This is a genomic window from Amycolatopsis iheyensis (genome assembly GCF_024703995.1).
Taxonomy (GTDB): Bacteria; Actinomycetota; Actinomycetes; order Mycobacteriales; family Pseudonocardiaceae; genus Amycolatopsis; species Amycolatopsis iheyensis.
On record NZ_JAMXQV010000031.1, the window covers coordinates 88,240 to 105,679 of the forward strand.

The following is a 17,440-nucleotide window of genomic DNA, read 5'->3' on the forward strand; positions in this document are numbered from 1 at the left end:
GCTCGACGAGCGTCCAGGGTACCGGGGCGACGAGGTCAGTCCGTCTCGGCCATGGCTTCCGCGAACTGCGCCGCGTACAGCCGCGCGTACGCGCCGCCGCTGTGCAGCAGCGTTTCGTGGTCGCCCTGTTCCACGATCCGGCCGTGCTCCATCACCAGGATCACGTCGGCGTCGCGGATCGTCGACAGGCGGTGCGCGATCACGAAGCTCGTGCGGCCGGTGCGCAGGGAGTTCATCGCCCGCTGGATGAGGACCTCCGTGCGGGTGTCCACCGAGCTCGTCGCCTCGTCGAGGATCAGGATCACCGGCTTGGCCAGGAACGCCCGGGCCACGGTGATCAGCTGCTTCTCGCCCGCGCTGACCGTGCCGCCCTCGTCGTCCAGCACTGTTTCGTAGCCGTCCGGCAGCGTGCGGACGAACCGGTCCACGTGCGTCGCCTTTGCCGCTTCGACGATCTCCTCATGGCTCGGGTTGTCCGCGCCGTAGGCGATGTTCTCCGCGATCGTGCCGCCGAACAGCCACGCGTCCTGCAGGACCATGCCCGTCTGGTCGCGCAGCTCCTCACGGTTCATCTTCGCGATGTCGACGCCGTCGAGGGTGATCCGGCCGCCGTCGAGCTCGTAGAACCGCATCAGGAGGTTGACCAGCGTCGTCTTGCCCGCGCCGGTCGGGCCGACGATCGCCACCGTCTGGCCCGGCTCCACGCTCAGCGACAGGTCGTCGATCAGCGGCTTGTCCGGCGTGTACCGGAACGAGACGTCCTGGAACTCGACGCGCCCGCGGACCTGCGCCGGCCGGGCCGGGTCGGCCGGCTCCGGCGCCTGCTCCTCGGCGTCCAGCAGCGCGAACACCCGCTCCGCCGACGCGACCCCGGACTGCAGCAGGTTCGCCATGCTGGCGATCTGCGTGACCGGCTGGCTGAACTGGCGCGAGTACTGGATGAACGCCTGCACCTCGCCGAGGGTCAGGCTGCCCGACGCGACGCGCAGCGCGCCGATCACCGCGACCAGCACGTAGCTCAGGTTGCCGATGAACATCATCGCCGGCTGGATCATCCCGGAGATGAACTGCGCCTTGAAGCTCGCCTGGTACAGCGTCTCGTTCTGCTTGTCGAACAGCGCCGCGGACTCGTCGCGGCGGCCGAACACCTTGACCAGCGAGTGGCCGGTGTACATCTCCTCGACGTGCGCGTTGAGCTTGCCGGTCGTCGCCCACTGCTTGATGAAGTTCGGCTGGGCCCGCTTCCCGACCTTCGCCGCCACGAACGCCGAAAGCGGCACGGTCAGCAACGCGATCAGCGCCAGCAGCGGCGAGATCAGGAACATCATGACGAGCACGCCGACGACCGTCAGCAGCGACGAGACGATCTGCGAGAGCGTCTGCTGCAGTGACTGCGCCAGGTTGTCGATGTCGTTGGTGACGCGGGACAGCACCTCGCCGCGCGGCTGGCGGTCGAAGTACTTCAGCGGCAGCCGCGCGAACTTCGCCTCGACCTCTTCCCGCAGCTGGTACACCGCGCGCTGCACGAGCGTCGTGGTCAGCCGGGCCTGGATCAGCACGAAGAACGACGCGATGACGAACAGCGCCAGCACGACCATGAGGATCTGGGCGACCTTGGCGAAGTCGACGCCGACGCCGGGCACGAGGTCGACGCGGCTGTAGATGTCGGCGAGCGTGCCGTCGCCGCGGGCCCGCAGCCCGTCGACGATCTGCTCCTTGGTGACCCCCGGCGGCACCTGCTTGCCGAGCACGCCGGCGAGGATGGTGTCGGTGGCCTGGCCGAGGATCTTCGGCCCGATCACGGTCAGCGCGACGCTCACCGCGCCGAAGACGCCGACCCCGGCGAGCGCGGCGCGCTGCGGGCGCAGCAGCCGGAACAGCCGCTTGAGGGAACCCTTGAAGTCGAGGGCCTTTTCCGCCGGCCCGCCGCCCATGACCCGGCCGGGACCGACGGAGGCGCCTCCGGCGTTGCGGTTGCGCGCGGCGGTCGGCCGTTCCCCGGCTTCGGTGACGGCGGCGTCGGCGGATGCGTTCGTGGTGCTCACGCCGCCTCCTGTTCGGTGAGCTGGGACAGCACGATCTCCCGGTAGGTTTCGTTGCCGTCGAAGAGTTCGTGGTGGGTGCCGGTGCCGACGACGCGGCCCTCGTCGAGGACGATGATGCGGTCGGCGTTGCGGATGGTGCTGACGCGCTGGGCGACGATGACCACCGTCGCGTCGGCGGTCTCCGACTCCAGCGCGCGGCGCAGCGCCGCGTCGGTCGCGTAGTCCAGGGCCGAGAACGAGTCGTCGAACAGGTAGATCTCCGGCTTGTGCACCAGCATCCGGGCGATCGCGAGCCGCTGCCGCTGGCCACCCGAGACGTTCGTGCCGCCCTGGGCGATCGGCGCGTCCAGACCTTCGGACATCGCCTCGACGAAGTCCTTGCCCTGCGCCACTTCCAGCGCGCGCCACAGCTGTTCGTCGGTCGCGTCCGGGTTGCCGTACCGCAGGTTGCTCGCCACCGTGCCGGCGAACAGGTACGGCTTCTGGGGCACGATCCCGACGGCGTCGGCGAGCGCCGCGGGGTCGAGGTCGCGCACGTCGACACCGTCGATCTTCACCGTGCCGGCCGTGGCGTCCATCAGCCGGGGGATCAGGTTGAGCAGCGTGGTCTTCCCGGTGCCCGTCGACCCGATGACGGCGGTGGTCTCCCCGGGCCGCCCGATCAGCGAGATGTCCTGCAGCACCGGCCTTTCCGCGCCGGGGTAGCGGAACTCCACCCCGGACAGGTCCAGGTGCCCGCGCACCGCGCCGGGCCGGATCGGCGTCACCGGCGGGCGGACGCTCGACTCCGTGTCGAGCACCTCGCTGATCCGCTCGGCGCTGACTTCGGCGCGCGGCACCATCATGAACATGAAGGTGGCCATCATGACCGACATCAGGATCTGCAGCAGGTAGGACAGGAACGCCGTCATGGCGCCGATCTGCATGCTGCCGGAGTCGATGCGCTGACCGCCGAACCAGAGCACCGCGACGCTGGACACGTTCGTCACCAGCGTGACGAGCGGCCACATCCACGCCATCAGCCGCCCGACCCGCAGGGACACGGTGAGCAGCTCGTCGTTGGCGACGTCGAAGCGGCGGCGCTCGTGGGTGTCGCGGACGAACGCGCGGATCACGCGGATGCCCATGATCTGCTCGCGCAGGATCTGGTTGATCCGGTCGATGCGGACCTGCATCAGCCGGAACGCCGGGCGCATCTTGGCGATGATCGTGCTGACCGAGATCGCCAGCACCGGCACGATCACCAGCAGCAGCGACGACAGCGGCACGTCGAGGTTGAGGGCGAGGACGATGCCGCCGACGCACATGATCGGCGCCGACACCATCAGCGTCAGCGTCATGACCACCAGCATCTGGATCTGCTGGACGTCGTTGGTGGTCCGGGTGATCAGCGACGGCGTGCCGAACTGGCCGACCTCGCGCGCGGAGAAGTCCTGCACGCGGTGGAAGACGCCGGCGCGGATGTCACGGCCGATCGCCATCGCCGTGCGGGCGCCGAAGTACACCGCGCCGATCGAGCCGACGATCTGGGCGAGCGTCACGGCGAGCATCACCGCGCCGACGCGCAGGATGTAGCCCATGTCGCCCTTGATCAGGCCGTTGTCGACGATGTCGGCGTTCAGCGTCGGCAGGTAGAGCATCGCGATCGTCTGCACCAGCTGCAGCAGCACGACCGCCCACAACGCGCTCCGGTACGGACGCAGGTGACTGCGCAGGAGCTTGACTAGCAACTCGGTTCCCCCAGTGTGGTGGTGTTCGGTGCGGGATTCGGGGTGGTGCCGCCGGTCAGGGTGGGCAACCCCGTGGCCAGCTCGTCGAGCAGCCGTTCCAGGGTCGGCAGGAACGGCTCGTCGTCGCTCATGAACCAGTTGACGAAGGCGACGCGGACGGCGCTTTCCACCGACGAGGCCATCAGCCAGCACAGCAGCCGGTCCGCCCCGCCCGCCCGCTTCGCGATGGTCTCGGCGAGGACGCGTTCGACCGCCGCGTGGGCGTTGAGGAACTCGCCGCGCAGCATGAGCTGGCCCATCAGCTCCCGGAACCGCGTAACGTACTCGCGATCCGGCTCGCCTTCACGTGAATATTGCTCGATCAGGGCCTGCTTGACCGACTCCCAGAGCGGTTCGCCCTCGGGCCGGGCGAGCAGGGCCTCGCGCATCCCCTCGTGGCGGTCGACGACGACCGAGCAGACCGCCTGCTCCTTGCTGGAGAAGTAGTTGTTGAAGGTGCGGGGAGAGACGCCCACCTCGGTGGCGATGTCTTCGACGCGTACGTTCTCCAGGCCGCGGTCCAGCGCGAGCCGCACGGCGGCCTGCGCGAGCGCCCGGCGGGCCTCGCGTTTCTTGCGTTCCCGGAGCGTGAGCTTCGGTGGTTCTTCCGGTGGCACGGACCGAGTGTAGCGAAAAAGTTGCGGGGCACGCAAAAAAGTGCGCGGCCCGCAAAAATTAGGGCGAATCGGACAGTCGTCGGAATCCGTCGTGCGGACCCGGGCGACCTGCGGTATCGGGAGGCGTGTGCGCTCTGTTGCGGCACGCAATTTGCAAAATTGAGCCGAACGGCCTAGTCCACTGCGCTCACCAGGCGCGACGCCGGGAATCGTAGCTCACTCCCCGCGATCATCCGGGGACGGGTTGTGGACACGTAACAAGCCTTTCTGCTTGCATGTCCGACGTCGCCGCCGGGGGTCGGCACGTTGCACCGAGTCCGAAACCTGAGCAGGAAAGAAGTGGGACCACATGGCGAGCCGGGCCCGGGAACTCCTGGATCGATCACGCGTCCTGCTGGACCGCTCGCGGGTCGCGGCCGCGCAGTACCTCACCGCGCCGCCGAAGCACCCGCTCGGCGAGCCCGCGCCCGTCGCCGGCCCGGCGCTCACGCAGCTGCCCCCGGAGCCCGCGCCCGCGCCGCCCGCCGACGAGGCCGTGCTCGCGGAGATCTGCGCCAGTGTCGCCCTGCGTGACCTCAACCTGGTCGACCAGCTGCTGGCCCGCTTGGAAGAGCTCGAGGCGGGGGAGGAGGACCACCACCGCCTCGCCGAGCTCTACCAGCTCGACCACCTCGCGACCCGGCTGCGGCGCAACGCGGAGAACCTGCGGGTGCTGGCCGGGCAGGACACCGCCGACGACGCCGCCCGCGCCACGTCGGTGCTGGACCTCATGCGCGAGGCGATGTCCTCGATCGACCACTACGCCCGGATCACCATCGGGCGCGTGGTGAACCTCGGTGTCGTCGGCTTCGCCGCGGAAGACCTGGGCCGGGTGCTCGCGGAGCTGTTCGACAACGCCGCCAACCAGTCGTCCCCGAGCTCGCCGGTGCACGTCAGCGCGCACCTGACCGAACAGGGCAGCGTGCTCGTCCGGATCGAGGACGAGGGCATCGGCATCCCCGCCGACCGCGTCGACGGCCTCAACGCCCGCCTCGCCGCCGGCGGCGACCTCGACGACGCCGCGGCGCGGCACATGGGCCTGGCCGTGGTCGCCCGCCTCGCCGCGCGGCACGACGTCACGGTCCGCCTCGACCGCCGCAGCCCGCACGGCACGGTCGCCACCGTGCTGCTGCCCACCGGCGTCGTCACCGAGCTCTCGGAAAACGCCTGGTCGGGCACTCGCACCGTGACCGCCGAGCCGGTCGAGGCGCCGGCCGCCGACGAGCCGGTCGCCGTCGGCGGGCTCCCGCGCCGGCGTCCGGGCGCCTTCCCGCGAGAGGAGCCGGTCACGCCGATGCCGCGCAAGCCCAGCCCCCGGCCCCGCGCCGCCCGCCAGGTCACCGGCGGCACCACGGCCAACGGCCTCCCGCGCCGGGTGCCCGGCAGCATCCGCGGCGCCGCTCCCGAACCACCACCGCCACCGCCGGCTCCCGAAACCTCCGGCTCCGGCCACGAGCAGCTGCTCGCGGACCTCGGCGCGTTCGCCGATGGCGAGGCGGCCGCGCGGGCCGAGAACCACTCCCCGCACGACGAGACGCCCGGAGGATCCCCCTCGTGAGCGCCACCCACCCGACGCCGGCGAACTTCGCCTGGCTGCTCGACGACTTCGTGCGCAAGGTCCACGGCGTCAGCCACGCGCTGATCATGAGCGTGGACGGCTTCCCCCTCACCGCCTCGGACTCGGTCGGCGAGGCCGAGGCCGAGCAGCTCGCGGCGATCGCCAGCGGCCTGCTCTCCCTGGCCGGCAACAGCGCGGCGCTGTTCGGGAAGGGCGCCTGCGAGCAGATCATCATCCGGCTCACCCACGGCTACTTCCTGTTCATGGGCATCGGTTCCGGTGCCGGGCTCGCGGTGCTGACCTCGAATGAGGCGGACATGAAGGTGGTCGCCTACGAGATGACCCAGTTCATCACCAACGCCGGCCACGCGCTCACCCCCGAGGTGCGCGCCGAACTGCGCCAGGTGCTCACCGCGCGCCGCCCCAGGGTGTGATGGCGTGGCCGACAAGGAAGGTAGCCCCGTGTCCAAATCGGACACCCCGTTGCCGCGGCGGAGCCGCCGGATCCGCGCGTACGCGCTCACCGGCGGCCGCACCAGCACCCGCCACCAGCTGCTGGTGGAGACGCTGGTGTCGGTGCCGCGGTACGACCCGTCGCTGAGCGACACGCTCATGCCGGAGTCGCGCTCGCTCTACGAACGCGCCCGCGTGCGGTGCTCGATCGCCGAGCTGTCGGTCGGGCTGGACCTGCCGCTGGGGGTGGTGCGGGTGCTCATCGGCGACCTCGCCACCCAGGGCGCGGTGTTCGTCCACCCGACCGCGCACGCCTACCACCACGACACCAACGTCCTCGAGAGGATCCTTGATGGGCTCAAGCGGCTCCCCGCCTGAGGGCGATCTGCTGACGATCTCCGCGAAGATCGTCGTCGCCGGGGGCTTCGGTGTCGGCAAGACGACGTTCGTCGGGGCGGTCTCGGAGGTGCCCCCGATGAGCAACGAGGCGTGGATGACCGAAGCCGGCGAAGGCGTCGACGAGATCCCGCCCGGCGGCAAGTCGACCACGACCGTCGCGATGGACTTCGGCCGGATCACGTTGCGCCCGGACCTGCTGCTGTACCTGTTCGGCACGCCGGGGCAGGCGCGGTTCTGGTTCCTCTGGGACGACCTGAGCCGGGGCGCGCTCGGCGCGGTCGTGCTGGTCGACACCAGCCGGATCGACGAGTCGTTCGCGGCGATCAACTACTTCGAGAACGACTCGGAGCTGCCGTTCGTCGTGGCGGTCAACCAGTTCGAGGGCATGCCGGTGCACGACCTCGAAGAGGTGCGTGACGCGCTCGCGCTCGACCCGAGCGTCCCGCTGGTCACCTGCGACGCCCGCGACCGCGCGTCGACCATCGCCACCCTCACCGAGCTGGTCAGCCACACGCTGTCGCTCGCCGTGCTGTCCGGCCCGCGTGAGCTGGCCGGCAGCGTTCCCCAGGCCTGACCGAGGAGAGAAGAGCTTCATGCGCAAGGTCCTGATCGTGGGCGCCGGGCAGTCCGGGTTGCAGCTGGCCCTCGGGCTGCTGGCGAAGGACTACGACGTCACGGTGATGTCCGCGCGGACGCCGGAGGAGATCCGGTACGGGCGCGTGATGTCGACGCAGTGCATGTTCCACGACGCGCTGCAGCACGAACGGGATCTCGGCATCAACCAGTGGGAAGCCGAGACCGTGAACGTCGAGGGCCTCGGCGTGTCCGTCGCGACGCCCGACGGCGACCGCGCGCTCGACTGGTTCGCCGAGCTGGACCACATCGCGCAGTCGGTCGACCAGCGGGTCAAGATGGCCGGCTGGCTCGAGCTGTTCGAGGACCGCGGCGGCAAGCTCGTCATCCACGGCGTGATGACGTCCGAACTGGACGCCCTGGCCCGGCTCTACGACCTGGTGATCATCTCGGCCGGCAAGGGCGAGCTGGTCCAGCTGTTCGACCGGATCCCCGAGCGGTCGCCGTACACGAAGCCGATGCGCGCGCTTTCGCTGGCCTACGCCCACGGTGTGCGTCCGCGCCCGGAGCACCCGGACAAGATGGCGGTGCGCTTCAACATCGTCCCCGGGGTCGGCGAGCTGTTCATGATCCCGGCCTACACCGTGTCCGGGAACTGCGACATCCTGTTCTTCGAAGGCATCCCCGGCGGCCCGCTCGACTGCTTCGACGACCACCCGGGCCCGGCCGACCACTTCGCGCGCATCCTCGACCTGATGAAGCGGTTCGTGCCGTGGGAGTACGAGCGCAGCCGCGACGCCGAGCTGACCGACGCGAAGGCGACCCTCTCCGGCGGGTACACCCCGGTGGTCCGCAACCCCGTCGGCGCCCTGCCGGCCGGCGCGATCGTGCTCGGCATGGCCGACGTCGTCGTGGCGAACGACCCGATCACCGGCCAGGGCTCGAACAACGCGAGCCACTGCGCGGCGACCTACTTGGACGCGATCCTCGAGCACGGGGAGCGGCCGTTCGACGCGGCGTGGATGACGGCCACGTTCGAGCGCTACTGGGCGTATGCCCGGCACGTCACCGAATGGACGAACGCGCTGCTCCAGCCGCCGCCCCCGCACGTGCTCCAGATCCTCGGCGCGGCGGCGGAGAAGCCGGCCGTGGCCAGGCGGTTCGCGAACGGCTTCACCGATCCGACGGACTTCGAGAACTGGTTCATGGACCCCGTGCTGGCGGAGAAGTACCTGGCAGAGGTCTAGATCAGACTGTCGCCGGGGGACGTTTCGGGCTACGGTGGTCACGTAGCGTGAAGGCGACCCGGAGGTACGTGGCATGCGGGCGATGTGGAAGGGCTCGGTGTCGTTCGGGCTGGTCAGCATCCCGATCCAGTTGTACGCGGCCACCGAGAACAAGAACGTCTCGCTGCGCCAGGTGCACGAGGCCGACGGCGGCCGCATCCAGTACAAGCGGTTCTGCACGATCGACGGCGCCGAGGTGCCCTACGCCGAGATCGCCAAGGGCTACGAGCTGCCCGACGGCGAGATGGTCGTCATCACCGACACCGAGATGGCCGACCTGCCGCTGCCCACCCAGCGCACGATCGACGTGCTGGAGTTCGTGCCGCTGGAGTCGATCGACCCGATCCAGTACGACCGGACCTACTACCTGGAGCCGCAGAAGAACGCGGTGAAGCCCTACCTCGTGCTGCGGGACGCACTGCACAAGTCGAGCCAGGTGGCCATCGCGAAGGTCGCCGTGCGGCAGCGGGAGAGCATGGCGGTGCTGCGGGTGCACGCCGACGTGCTGGTGATGACGACGATGCTGTGGCCGGACGAGGTCCGCGAGCCCGACTTCCCGTTCCTGCGCGACGACCCGCCGCAGATCCGGCCGCAGGAGCTGACCATGGCCGGGTCGCTGATCGACTCGCTCGCCGAGCCGGTGTTCGAGCCGGAGAAGTACAAGGACCACTACCGCGAGGCCCTCGAGGAGATGATCGAGGCCAAGGTGGCGGGCGACGAGACGACCAAGCCCGCGGCGGTCACCGCCAAGGCCGACGTCGTCGACCTGATGGCGGCGCTGCAGGCGAGCGTCGACGCGGCGAAGAAGTCGCGGCAGTCCACTTCGGAAGACGCCGAAGCGTCCGATGAGGACGCGAAGCCGGCGGCGAAGAAGCCGGCCGCGCGCAAGCGGGCGCCGAAGTCGGCCTGAGCCCCGGACGGGTGGTGGTGGCGACACGCCGCCGTCGCCGTCCCGCCTCCGCGTGCTTCCCGGTGGTACCAAGGGAAGATGGAATGCGCTTCGTGCGATGCGGGCATCGACCACTGCCACGGCACGCTGGTGGTGCACCCGGAAGGCGGGTTCACCGAGTGCACCGACGCGACCTGTTCGGACGGTGACCGGGTCCGGCACGGCCTGATCGTCGACTGCCAAGCGCTCGGCACCGGGTGCGCCTGCGCCGCGGCGCCCGGAAAACCCGTGCTGCAAAAAGCTTCCTGAGCCTCCCGCCAGGATCCGTGAAGGCCTTCCCGTCCTCGGCCGGGGAGGCCTTCACGGTGTCTATCGGGGTATGGACGTAACACGATCGTGTATGCAGCTGTGTACACGGGCTTGGCGATGTGCTAACACTTACGGGGGTCCTTCGGCTCTCCCTCCCCCTCGGAGCCGGAGGACCCTTTTTCGTGCCCGCACTCAGTAGGTCAGCCACTGCTGTACAGTTCAGCCCATGGTGACCTGTGAGACGCGTGAGTCGGCGCTGGCCCGGATCGGCCGGGCGCTCGCGGACCCGACCCGCTGCCGGATCCTGACCGCGCTGCTCGACGGACCCGCCTATCCCGGACGGCTCGCGACCGAACTCGGGCTGAGCCGCTCCAACGTCTCGAACCACCTGTCGTGCCTGCGGGGCTGCGGGCTCGTCGTGGCCGGCTACGAGGGCCGTCAGGTGCGTTACGAGATCGCCGATGCCCACTTGGCCCGTGCGCTGCGCGAGCTCGTCCAGGTCGTGCTGGCGGTCGAACCACGCGACGAATGCGAGCCGGCATGACCGGCGCCTGTGCGGACGGCTGCTGCGCGCCGGTCCCGGTCCCGCCGGACCGCCGGGCGGTGCTCGTGCGCCGCGTCCGGCTGCTCGTGGCGGCGACCATCACCTACAACGTCGTCGAGGCGGTCGTCGCGCTGGCGGCCGGGACCGAGGCGTCCTCGGGCGCGCTGATCGGCTTCGGGCTGGACTCGGTGATCGAGGTCGCCTCGGCGCTCGCGGTCGCGTGGCAGTTCTCGGGTCGTGACCCGGAAGCTCGTGAACGGCGGGCGCTGCGGGCGATCGCGTTGTCGTTCTTCGCGCTCGCGGCCTACGTGACGGCCGAAGCCGTCGGCACGTTCTTTTCCGGTGTCGCACCGGAAAGCTCCCGCACGGGAATCGTGCTCGCGGCGGTTTCGCTCGCGGTGATGCCCGCCTTGTCCGCCGCACAACGACGGGCGGGGCGGGAATTGGGATCGGCCAGCGCGGTCGCGGATTCGCGGCAGACTTTGCTCTGCACTTACCTTTCCGCGGTCCTGCTGGCCGGGTTGCTGCTCAACGCCGCGCTGGGCTGGTGGTGGGCCGACCCGCTGGTCGCCCTCGCCATCGCCGCCGTGGCGGTGAAAGAAGGCCGAACGGCCTGGCGCGGCGAGCATTGCTGCTGACGCCGTGCCAGGCCGTTGGCCACTAGCGGGCTAGTGGATCAGTACCAGTGCGCACGCCCACCGATCCGACGGCCGGTGCCGCCCAGGATGGCCAGTGCCACGCCGGCCACCGCGAGAATGATGCCGATGGTGTAAAGCACCGGGATTCCCACGATGAACCCGATGATGAGGAGAATTACACCGAGAACGATCACTTTGACACACACTCCTTCGCATGGGACCCGTCCGGCATGCCGGCCGGGCGGATGCGCTGTCACGGGGAGGATGGCCACTTTCCCGGTGCGGCAAACTGCGTCAAACGGAGCAATCTCGGATCAGTACCGGTAGTGATCGAGCTTGTACGGACCTTCGACGTCGACGCCGATGTAGTCGGCCTGCTCCTTCGTGAGCTTGGTGAGCTTCACGCCGAGGGCCGCCAGGTGCAGCCGGGCCACCTTCTCGTCGAGGTGCTTGGGCAGCCGGTGGACGTCGGTGGCGTACTCGCCGGGCTTGGCGAACAGCTCGATCTGCGCGATGGCCTGGTTGGTGAACGAGTTCGACATCACGAACGACGGGTGGCCGGTCGCGTTGCCGAGGTTCATCAGGCGGCCTTCGGAGAGCACGATGATGGCGTGGCCGTCGGCGAAGGTCCACTCGTGCACCTGCGGCTTGATCTCCTTCTTGACCACGCCGGGCAGCTTCGCCAGGCCGGCCATGTCGATCTCGTTGTCGAAATGCCCGACGTTGGCGACGATCGCGTTGTGCTTCATCCGGCTCATCTGGTCCGCGGAGATGATGCCGAAGTTCCCGGTGGTGGTGATGAAGATGTCACCGTGGGCCACGACGTCGTCGAGCTCGACGACGTCGAGCCCGTCCATCGCCGCCTGGAGCGCGCAGATCGGGTCGATCTCGGTGACCGAGACCCGGGCGCCCTGGCCGCGCAGCGCCTCGACCGCGCCCTTGCCGACGTCGCCGTAGCCGCAGACGACCACGCGCTTGCCGCCGATCATCACGTCCGTGGCGCGGTTGAGTCCGTCCACAAGGGAGTGCCGGATGCCGTACTTGTTGTCGAACTTGGACTTCGTCACGGAGTCGTTGACGTTCATCGCGGGGAAGAGCAGCTCGCCGTCCTTGGCGAGCTTGTAGAGCCGCTTGACGCCGTTGGTCGTCTCCTCGGTGACGCCGCGGATCTCCTTGGCCATCCGGGTGAAGCGGTCGCCGTCACGGCCCAGGCTGGCGCGCAGGGTCTCGAGGATGATCCGGTACTCCTCCGGGTCCTCTTCGGACGGTTGCGGCACCGCGCCCGCGGCCTCGAACTCGACGCCCTTGTGCACGAGCAAGGTGGCGTCGCCGCCGTCGTCGAGGATCATGTTCGGCGCCTGGCCGCCGGGGAAGGCGAAGAGCCGGTCGGTGCACCACCAGTACTCCTCGAGCGTCTCGCCCTTCCACGCGAAGACCGAGGTGCCGGCCGGCGCGTCGACCGAGCCCGCCGGCCCGACGACGACCGCGGCGGCGGCCTCGTCCTGGGTGGAGAAGATGTTGCAGGACACCCAGCGCACCTCGGCGCCGAGCGCGACGAGGGTTTCGATGAGCACGGCGGTCTGCACGGTCATGTGCAGCGAGCCGGCGATGCGGGCGCCACGCAGCGGCTGCGCGGCGGCGTACTCCTCGCGGATCGCCATCAGGCCGGGCATCTCGTGCTCGGCCAGCCGCAGCTGGGTGCGCCCGGCCTCGGCCAGCGCGAGGTCGGCGACGGCGAAGTCGAGGCCGTTTCGGGTCTGCAGTTTCTCGCTCATGTCTCGGTGCACTCCGGAGCTCGTTTGCGGAACGCTCGGGAGGCGGCACGGATGTCCCCGGCAACCAAAAGAAGGGCACCTCCCTCGCGGGAGGCGCCCTTGGAGTCGTGGTCCGGGCCGAGCGTGGCGGAAAGAGTTCCGTCGCAGCGCCTCTCGACCCGGAACCAGGATGGCAAAGCCGCCGCGAAGCTGTCAAGCGAGCCGGACGGCCATGAGCACGTCGTCGACGTCGGCTCCATCGACGCGGAACTCTCCGCGCAGCACGCCTTCCACGACGAAGCCGCAGCTCTCGTAGACACGGCGGGCGGCGGTGTTGTGACCGAGCACGCGCAGCGTCACCTTGCGTGCGCCGCGCTGCCGCGCTTCGGCCACGGCGGCGTCGACGAGCCGGCGGGCGATGCCGAGCCGGCGCCGGTCCGGGTCGACGGCGAGCCCGCCGATGACCCGGACGTGGTCGTGGGCGGCGATGGGGAACCCGGCGGCGAGGCGGACGTAACCGGCGACCACGCCGTCGTGCTCGGCGACGAGGAAGTCTTCGGGGTCGTCGCCGTCGTCGAAGAACGGGGTGCCGGGTGGGGGCGCGGGAGCGGGGGAGACCGCCGTCGTCCAGGTGCGTCGGTCGAGCGTCGCCAGCGCGGGTTCGTCGTCGGCGCGGGCGGTCCGGAGGGTGATCACCCGAGCTCCTTCCACGCCTGCTCGACGATCCCGGCGAGCTCCTGGGGATCGCGGTTGCCTTCGGTGGCCAGGCTCCGCACCGTGACGGTCAGGCCGGGACCGGTGCGCTGGCAGCTCAGCACGAAGGAGCGGTCCGGGTCCGGGGTGGAGCCGGGCGCGGCCGGGTCGTTGTGCAGCAGGCACGCGACGTCGCCGACGCGCACCAGCTCGGTGCTCGGCTTGGCCACGCCGAGGGCCTGGACGTCCTCGAACGGGGCGAACAGCTCCGGCGAGGACGCGCGCACGGCGATCAGCTGGAAGGACCGCAGCAGCCGGTCGTCCTGGTAGTCCTGGACCACCGCGGCCGCGCCGCCGTAGGCCGCCGACACGCGGGCGCCGGTCTCCCGGTCGGTCTTGTCGATGCGGTCGATCTGGGGCTTGCCGCGCTGGGCGTCGACCTTCGCGATCGCGTCCTGGGCCCGGCCGAGCCCGCCGAGGTTCGCCGGCGCGGTCAGCGAGCGGCCGCTCGGCGTGTCGCCCCAGAGGCTCAGCACCAGCCACGGCACACCGACCAGGAACGCGCCCACGAGCACGCCGAGGAGGCCGGCGATCATGGGCCGCGCGAGCGGCGGCCGGGGTGCCGGGTACTGCGGCGGCTGTGGCGGCGGCGGTCCGCCGGGGAATTCCTGCGAGAGGCCCTCGGTCACCGGGGCATAGTGGCGCACTCCGGGCCGTCTCGGGAAGGTGTTTTCTCAGACGAGGTGGGCGCGCCGCCAGATGCCTTCCGACCGGCCGCCGATCAGCCCCGCCTCGCGCAGGAACGGCACGATCTTCTCCGCCATCCAGCGCCGCGTCTCGTGGAAGTGGGGGTTGGCGAGCGCCGCGGCCCGGCCTTCGCGGGGAGCGATCCCGACGCTGCGGTAGATCCGCGGGTCGACCATGCTGTCGATGACGCCGAAGGCGACCAGCGCGGTCCGCATCCGGTGCCGCTGCAGCGCCGCCTTCGACAGCTTCGGCGTCTCGCGCAGCACCTCTTCCTTGGCGAACCGGACGTGCCGGGCCTCCTCGACGACGTGAATGCGGTTGACCGAGCGGATCAGCGGCTGGATGCCGTCGTCGTCCATCATCGAGCGCTGCAGCCGGTCGGTGGTCTCCTCGGCGACCAGCACGCTGGCGAACATCGACGGGCCGGCCGCGGTCGCGCCGAACACCTTCGCGGCGCGGTGCACAACCTTCGGGACGCCGTAGCGGGGGACGCCGAGCCGGTCGGCGGTGCGGGCGAACATCACCGAGTGGCGGGTCTCGTCGCCGATCTCGGTCATCGCGTACTGCGCGTGCTCGGTGCGCGCGTCGAGGTCGAAGACGTAGCGGGCGAGCAGCTGCATGAGGACGATCTCGAACCACAGGCCGACGCTCATGATGCTGGCGATCTCGTGCTTGGACAGCTCGATCCGCTGCTCCGGCGTCAGCTTTTCCCAGAGCTCGGTGCCGTAGAGGGAGACGCGCTCCAGGGGCATGTACGCCTTGCCGTCGGCGAGCGGCGCGGCCCAGTCGATGTCGACGTACGGGTCGTAGGAGTTCTTCGCGGAGCTCTTGAGCAGGCGAGCGGCGGTGACGTCCCGGTCCTGGGCCTCGACGCCCATGGCGACCTCCGGAAAGTAAGGGGTACACGTTGTACTAGCTACTTCGGGAGCGTACACCGCCTTGCGACCGGTGAGTAGGCTTTCGCCGTGACCAAGGTCGACGGGCGGGCGGCGCGCTGGGCGGGCCAGCAGGAACGGCGGCGCGCCGAGTTCGTCGACGCCGCGCTCGCCGCCATCGCCGAACACGGCCCGGACGTCTCGACCGAGCAGATCGCCGAGCGCGCCGGCGTCGCCCGCACCCGGCTCTACCGCCACTTCGACGGCGCGGCGGACCTCCAGCGGGCGATCGCGGAACGGGCGGCCGAGCTGGTGACGGCGGAGCTGGCGCCGCTGTGGCACCCGGAGGGCTCGCCGAACGAGATGATCGCGACGGTCATCTCGACCCACCTGCGCTGGCTGACCGAGCACGCCCACCTGCACCGGTACCTGGTCCGCACGCTGCCGGGCCGCCCGGAGGCGAGCACGGACGTCCGCGGCGCGATCGCCCGCCACCTGAGCGCCTTGTTCACGGGTTACCTGACAGCGTTCGGCCTCGACCCCGCGCCGGCGGACACGATCGCGTTCGGCCTGGTCGGCTACGTCGAATCGGCGACGACCCGCTGGCTGGACCACCCCGGCACGCTTTCCCTGGCCCAGCTGACGGCCCAGCTGACCGGCACGATCTGGGCGATGCTGGACCACACGCTCCAGGCCGGTGGGGTGGCGCTGGACCCGGACCGGCCGCTGCCCCTGCCGGACGCGCTTTAGCCGTCTTCGCGGGGGAACTCCGCCCGCACTCCGAGCAGCCGCACCGCGCGGGTCAGCTCGAACATGCCCAGCACCTCGCGCGCCGCCCGGTCGATCTCCGCCGCGTCCGACGTCGGCTCCGGCAGCGTGATGCTGTGCGTGTGGGTCAGGAACGGCACGAACCGGACCTTCACCGCGACCCGCGCCGCCGGGCGGCCCTCCGCCAGCACGTCCTCGGCGACGCGCCGGGCCAGCGCCGACACCTCCGCCGCCATCTCCGCCGGGTCCGCCAGGTCGCGCTGGAACGTCGTCTCCCGGCTGCGCGAGCGAGCGACGTAGGGCGTCGCGCTGACGTCGGCGTCGCTGATGCCGCCGCCGAGCAGGCGCAGCCAGGGACCGGTCTTGGGGCCGAACCGAGCCGCCAGCGCCGCCGGGTCCGCGCCCGCCAGGTCGAGGACCGTGTGGACGCCCGCCTCCGCCAGCTTCTTCGCCGTCTTGCCGCCGATGCCCCACAGCGCGTCGGTGGGGCGCTGCGCCATCACGGCCCACCAGTTCTCCTGCGTGAGCCGGTAGATCCCGCCCGGCTTGCCGAACCCGGTGGCGAGCTTGGCCCGCAGCTTGTTGTCCCCGATGCCGACCGCGCACGACAGCCCGGTTTCGCGCGCGACGGCGGCCCGGATCTCGGCGGCCAGGGCTTCGGGGTCTTCGGTGTCCGCCCCGACGAACGCCTCGTCCCAGCCGAGCACCTGCACCACGACCGGGAACTCCCGCACCACGGCCATCACGTGCTCGGACACCTCGAGGTACGCGGGCTGGTCCGAGGGCAGGAAAACCGCGTCGGGACAGCGTTTCGCGGCGATCCGCAGCGGCATGCCGGACTGGATCCCGAACTCGCGGGCCTCGTACGACGCGGTCGCGACGACCGCGCGCTCGGTGGGGTCGCCGTTGCCGCCGACGACCACCGGCTTGCCGGCCAGCTCGGGGTGGCGGGCGATCTCGACCGCGGCGATGAACTGGTCGAGGTCGACGTGCAGGACCCACTTCACGGGCCCAGTCTGCCTCAGATCTTGTGCCGCGCCACGTGGGTCCAGACCGTGCCGGTCAGCGCGAGGATCCCGCAGAGCGTGACCCCCGGGTCGGGCAGGATCAGCCCCAGGACCAGCAGGGTCACGGCGATGACGTCGACGGCGATCAGCAGCGTGCTCCGCAGCGCGCGCGACTTCGGGCGCTTGCCGTCGCGGAGGGCGGCGGCCAGCCCGGGATCGGTGAGCTCGAGGCTCCGCTCGATCTTCTCCAGCTCGGTGCGATCGTGGTGACTGAGCATCGGGGTACTCCTTCGGCGCCGTACCCGCCGTATCGCAGAGCGAATACCCAATCGTCCCTCCGGCGAACCGCCGAACGCCTTCTCATTTCGTGCTTTTTCGTTGCGCCGACCGGGTGATCGGCGCTCAGTGACCGCCGGGGGACACGTTACGTTCCCTTCCGCACGCGGCCGGTGACGGCTCCCTTCGCACAACCGGAGG

At 70.4% G+C, this 17,440-nt stretch carries 20 protein-coding genes and 1 riboswitch; of the genes, 10 read left to right on the forward strand and 10 right to left on the reverse strand.

The features are described from left to right. Nucleotides 1-35 precede the first annotated feature (35 nt). The 3 genes from M8542_RS41370 to M8542_RS41380 form a co-directional block, all read right to left on the reverse strand. Entirely contained in the window at nucleotides 36-1,934 is a 1,899-nt protein-coding gene (locus tag M8542_RS41370) for an ABC transporter ATP-binding protein (RefSeq protein ID WP_257925888.1), read from the reverse strand. 107 nt (nucleotides 1,935-2,041) lie between these two features. Continuing rightward, nucleotides 2,042-3,775: an ABC transporter ATP-binding protein gene (locus M8542_RS41375; protein WP_257925847.1), complete on the reverse strand. Its 1,734-nt coding sequence runs from the start codon at nucleotides 3,773-3,775 to the stop codon at nucleotides 2,042-2,044. Beyond that, nucleotides 3,769-4,431 carry a TetR/AcrR family transcriptional regulator gene (locus tag M8542_RS41380; protein WP_257925848.1) on the reverse strand — a complete coding sequence of 221 codons (663 nt, stop codon included), beginning with the start codon at nucleotides 4,429-4,431 and terminating at the stop codon, nucleotides 3,769-3,771. Before M8542_RS41380 ends, M8542_RS41375 begins: the two co-directional genes overlap by 7 nt. Nucleotides 4,432-4,780: 349 nt before the next feature. Here M8542_RS41380 and M8542_RS41385 point away from each other — a divergent pair, with 349 nt between their 5' ends. The 9 genes from M8542_RS41385 (at nucleotide 4,781) to M8542_RS41425 (ending at nucleotide 11,119) form a co-directional block, all read left to right on the forward strand. After that, nucleotides 4,781-6,028: a sensor histidine kinase gene (locus M8542_RS41385; RefSeq protein ID WP_257925849.1), complete on the forward strand. Its 1,248-nt coding sequence runs from the start codon at nucleotides 4,781-4,783 to the stop codon at nucleotides 6,026-6,028. After that, nucleotides 6,025-6,462 carry a roadblock/LC7 domain-containing protein gene (locus M8542_RS41390; RefSeq protein WP_257925850.1) on the forward strand — a complete coding sequence of 146 codons (438 nt, stop codon included), beginning with the start codon at nucleotides 6,025-6,027 and terminating at the stop codon, nucleotides 6,460-6,462. The genes M8542_RS41385 and M8542_RS41390 overlap by 4 nt, the downstream gene beginning before the upstream one ends. A 28-nt stretch (nucleotides 6,463-6,490) precedes the next feature. Beyond that, nucleotides 6,491-6,859, forward strand: coding sequence for a DUF742 domain-containing protein (locus M8542_RS41395; protein WP_257925851.1), 369 nt, complete (start codon nucleotides 6,491-6,493; stop codon nucleotides 6,857-6,859). Beyond that, the gene (locus tag M8542_RS41400) at nucleotides 6,834-7,454 is read left to right on the forward strand and encodes a GTP-binding protein (protein ID WP_257925852.1); all 621 of its coding nucleotides are present in this window, start codon (nucleotides 6,834-6,836) and stop codon (nucleotides 7,452-7,454) included. Before M8542_RS41395 ends, M8542_RS41400 begins: the two co-directional genes overlap by 26 nt. Nucleotides 7,455-7,473: 19 nt before the next feature. Beyond that, on the forward strand, nucleotides 7,474-8,700 hold the full coding sequence (locus tag M8542_RS41405) for a styrene monooxygenase/indole monooxygenase family protein (RefSeq protein ID WP_257925853.1): 1,227 nt from the start codon (nucleotides 7,474-7,476) through the stop codon (nucleotides 8,698-8,700). A 73-nt stretch (nucleotides 8,701-8,773) separates the two neighbouring features. Then, on the forward strand, nucleotides 8,774-9,649 hold the full coding sequence (ku, locus tag M8542_RS41410) for a non-homologous end joining protein Ku (protein WP_257925854.1): 876 nt from the start codon (nucleotides 8,774-8,776) through the stop codon (nucleotides 9,647-9,649). A gap of 78 nt (nucleotides 9,650-9,727) precedes the next feature. Then, nucleotides 9,728-9,937, forward strand: a complete 210-nt coding sequence (locus M8542_RS41415; RefSeq protein WP_257925855.1) for a hypothetical protein — start codon at nucleotides 9,728-9,730, stop codon at nucleotides 9,935-9,937. 226 nt (nucleotides 9,938-10,163) lie between these two features. Continuing rightward, nucleotides 10,164-10,481, forward strand: coding sequence for a Cd(II)/Pb(II)-sensing metalloregulatory transcriptional regulator CmtR (gene cmtR / locus M8542_RS41420; protein ID WP_257925856.1), 318 nt, complete (start codon nucleotides 10,164-10,166; stop codon nucleotides 10,479-10,481). Then, on the forward strand, nucleotides 10,478-11,119 hold the full coding sequence (locus M8542_RS41425) for a cation efflux transmembrane domain-containing protein (protein ID WP_257925857.1): 642 nt from the start codon (nucleotides 10,478-10,480) through the stop codon (nucleotides 11,117-11,119). Before cmtR ends, M8542_RS41425 begins: the two co-directional genes overlap by 4 nt. A gap of 38 nt (nucleotides 11,120-11,157) precedes the next feature. Here M8542_RS41425 and M8542_RS41430 read toward each other — a convergent pair whose 3' ends face one another. The 5 genes from M8542_RS41430 to M8542_RS41450 all read right to left on the reverse strand — a co-directional run bounded on the left by M8542_RS41430 (nucleotide 11,158) and on the right by M8542_RS41450 (nucleotide 15,191). Beyond that, complete coding sequence (locus tag M8542_RS41430; RefSeq protein WP_086678182.1) at nucleotides 11,158-11,313, reverse strand: hypothetical protein; 156 nt, start codon at nucleotides 11,311-11,313, stop codon at nucleotides 11,158-11,160. A 120-nt stretch (nucleotides 11,314-11,433) separates the two neighbouring features. Then, nucleotides 11,434-12,894: an adenosylhomocysteinase gene (gene ahcY / locus M8542_RS41435; protein WP_257925858.1), complete on the reverse strand. Its 1,461-nt coding sequence runs from the start codon at nucleotides 12,892-12,894 to the stop codon at nucleotides 11,434-11,436. Nucleotides 12,895-12,978: 84 nt separating this feature from the next. After that, a riboswitch (S-adenosyl-L-homocysteine riboswitch) is annotated at nucleotides 12,979-13,055 on the reverse strand. Between the two features lie 31 nt (nucleotides 13,056-13,086). Then, the gene (locus tag M8542_RS41440; protein ID WP_257925859.1) at nucleotides 13,087-13,569 is read right to left on the reverse strand and encodes a GNAT family N-acetyltransferase; all 483 of its coding nucleotides are present in this window, start codon (nucleotides 13,567-13,569) and stop codon (nucleotides 13,087-13,089) included. Then, entirely contained in the window at nucleotides 13,566-14,255 is a 690-nt protein-coding gene (locus M8542_RS41445; RefSeq protein WP_257925860.1) for a hypothetical protein, read from the reverse strand. Before M8542_RS41445 ends, M8542_RS41440 begins: the two co-directional genes overlap by 4 nt. A gap of 45 nt (nucleotides 14,256-14,300) precedes the next feature. Beyond that, nucleotides 14,301-15,191: an AurF N-oxygenase family protein gene (locus tag M8542_RS41450; protein WP_257925861.1), complete on the reverse strand. Its 891-nt coding sequence runs from the start codon at nucleotides 15,189-15,191 to the stop codon at nucleotides 14,301-14,303. Between the two features lie 87 nt (nucleotides 15,192-15,278). On the opposite strand from M8542_RS41450, the gene M8542_RS41455 reads away from it, so the two are divergent. After that, nucleotides 15,279-15,938 carry a TetR/AcrR family transcriptional regulator gene (locus M8542_RS41455; protein ID WP_257925862.1) on the forward strand — a complete coding sequence of 220 codons (660 nt, stop codon included), beginning with the start codon at nucleotides 15,279-15,281 and terminating at the stop codon, nucleotides 15,936-15,938. On the opposite strand, the gene M8542_RS41460 is transcribed toward M8542_RS41455, so the two are convergent. Both M8542_RS41460 and M8542_RS41465 read right to left on the reverse strand, forming a co-directional pair. Further along, a complete protein-coding gene (locus tag M8542_RS41460) occupies nucleotides 15,935-16,963 on the reverse strand; it encodes a DNA polymerase IV (protein ID WP_257925863.1) in 1,029 nt (342 codons plus the stop codon). The two genes, M8542_RS41455 and M8542_RS41460, sit on opposite strands and share 4 nt — an antisense overlap. Before the next feature lie 14 nt (nucleotides 16,964-16,977). Continuing rightward, nucleotides 16,978-17,241, reverse strand: a complete 264-nt coding sequence (locus M8542_RS41465; RefSeq protein ID WP_257925864.1) for a DUF3040 domain-containing protein — start codon at nucleotides 17,239-17,241, stop codon at nucleotides 16,978-16,980. Nucleotides 17,242-17,440 lie beyond the last annotated feature (199 nt).

What these genes read in the sequence shown, in the direction of transcription:
- M8542_RS41370 (WP_257925888.1), bottom strand. Translation starts at nt 1,934, where the DNA reads ATGGGCGGCGGGCCGGCGGAAAAGGCCCTCGACTTCAAGGGTTCCCTC.
- M8542_RS41385 (WP_257925849.1), top strand. Translation starts at nt 4,781, where the DNA reads ATGGCGAGCCGGGCCCGGGAACTCCTGGATCGATCACGCGTCCTGCTG.
- M8542_RS41400 (WP_257925852.1), top strand. Translation starts at nt 6,834, where the DNA reads ATGGGCTCAAGCGGCTCCCCGCCTGAGGGCGATCTGCTGACGATCTCC.
- M8542_RS41405 (WP_257925853.1), top strand. Translation starts at nt 7,474, where the DNA reads ATGCGCAAGGTCCTGATCGTGGGCGCCGGGCAGTCCGGGTTGCAGCTG.
- ku (WP_257925854.1), top strand. Translation starts at nt 8,774, where the DNA reads ATGCGGGCGATGTGGAAGGGCTCGGTGTCGTTCGGGCTGGTCAGCATC.
- M8542_RS41415 (WP_257925855.1), top strand. Translation starts at nt 9,728, where the DNA reads ATGGAATGCGCTTCGTGCGATGCGGGCATCGACCACTGCCACGGCACG.
- cmtR (WP_257925856.1), top strand. Translation starts at nt 10,164, where the DNA reads ATGGTGACCTGTGAGACGCGTGAGTCGGCGCTGGCCCGGATCGGCCGG.
- M8542_RS41425 (WP_257925857.1), top strand. Translation starts at nt 10,478, where the DNA reads ATGACCGGCGCCTGTGCGGACGGCTGCTGCGCGCCGGTCCCGGTCCCG.
- ahcY (WP_257925858.1), bottom strand. Translation starts at nt 12,894, where the DNA reads ATGAGCGAGAAACTGCAGACCCGAAACGGCCTCGACTTCGCCGTCGCC.
- M8542_RS41450 (WP_257925861.1), bottom strand. Translation starts at nt 15,191, where the DNA reads ATGGGCGTCGAGGCCCAGGACCGGGACGTCACCGCCGCTCGCCTGCTC.
- M8542_RS41465 (WP_257925864.1), bottom strand. Translation starts at nt 17,241, where the DNA reads ATGCTCAGTCACCACGATCGCACCGAGCTGGAGAAGATCGAGCGGAGC.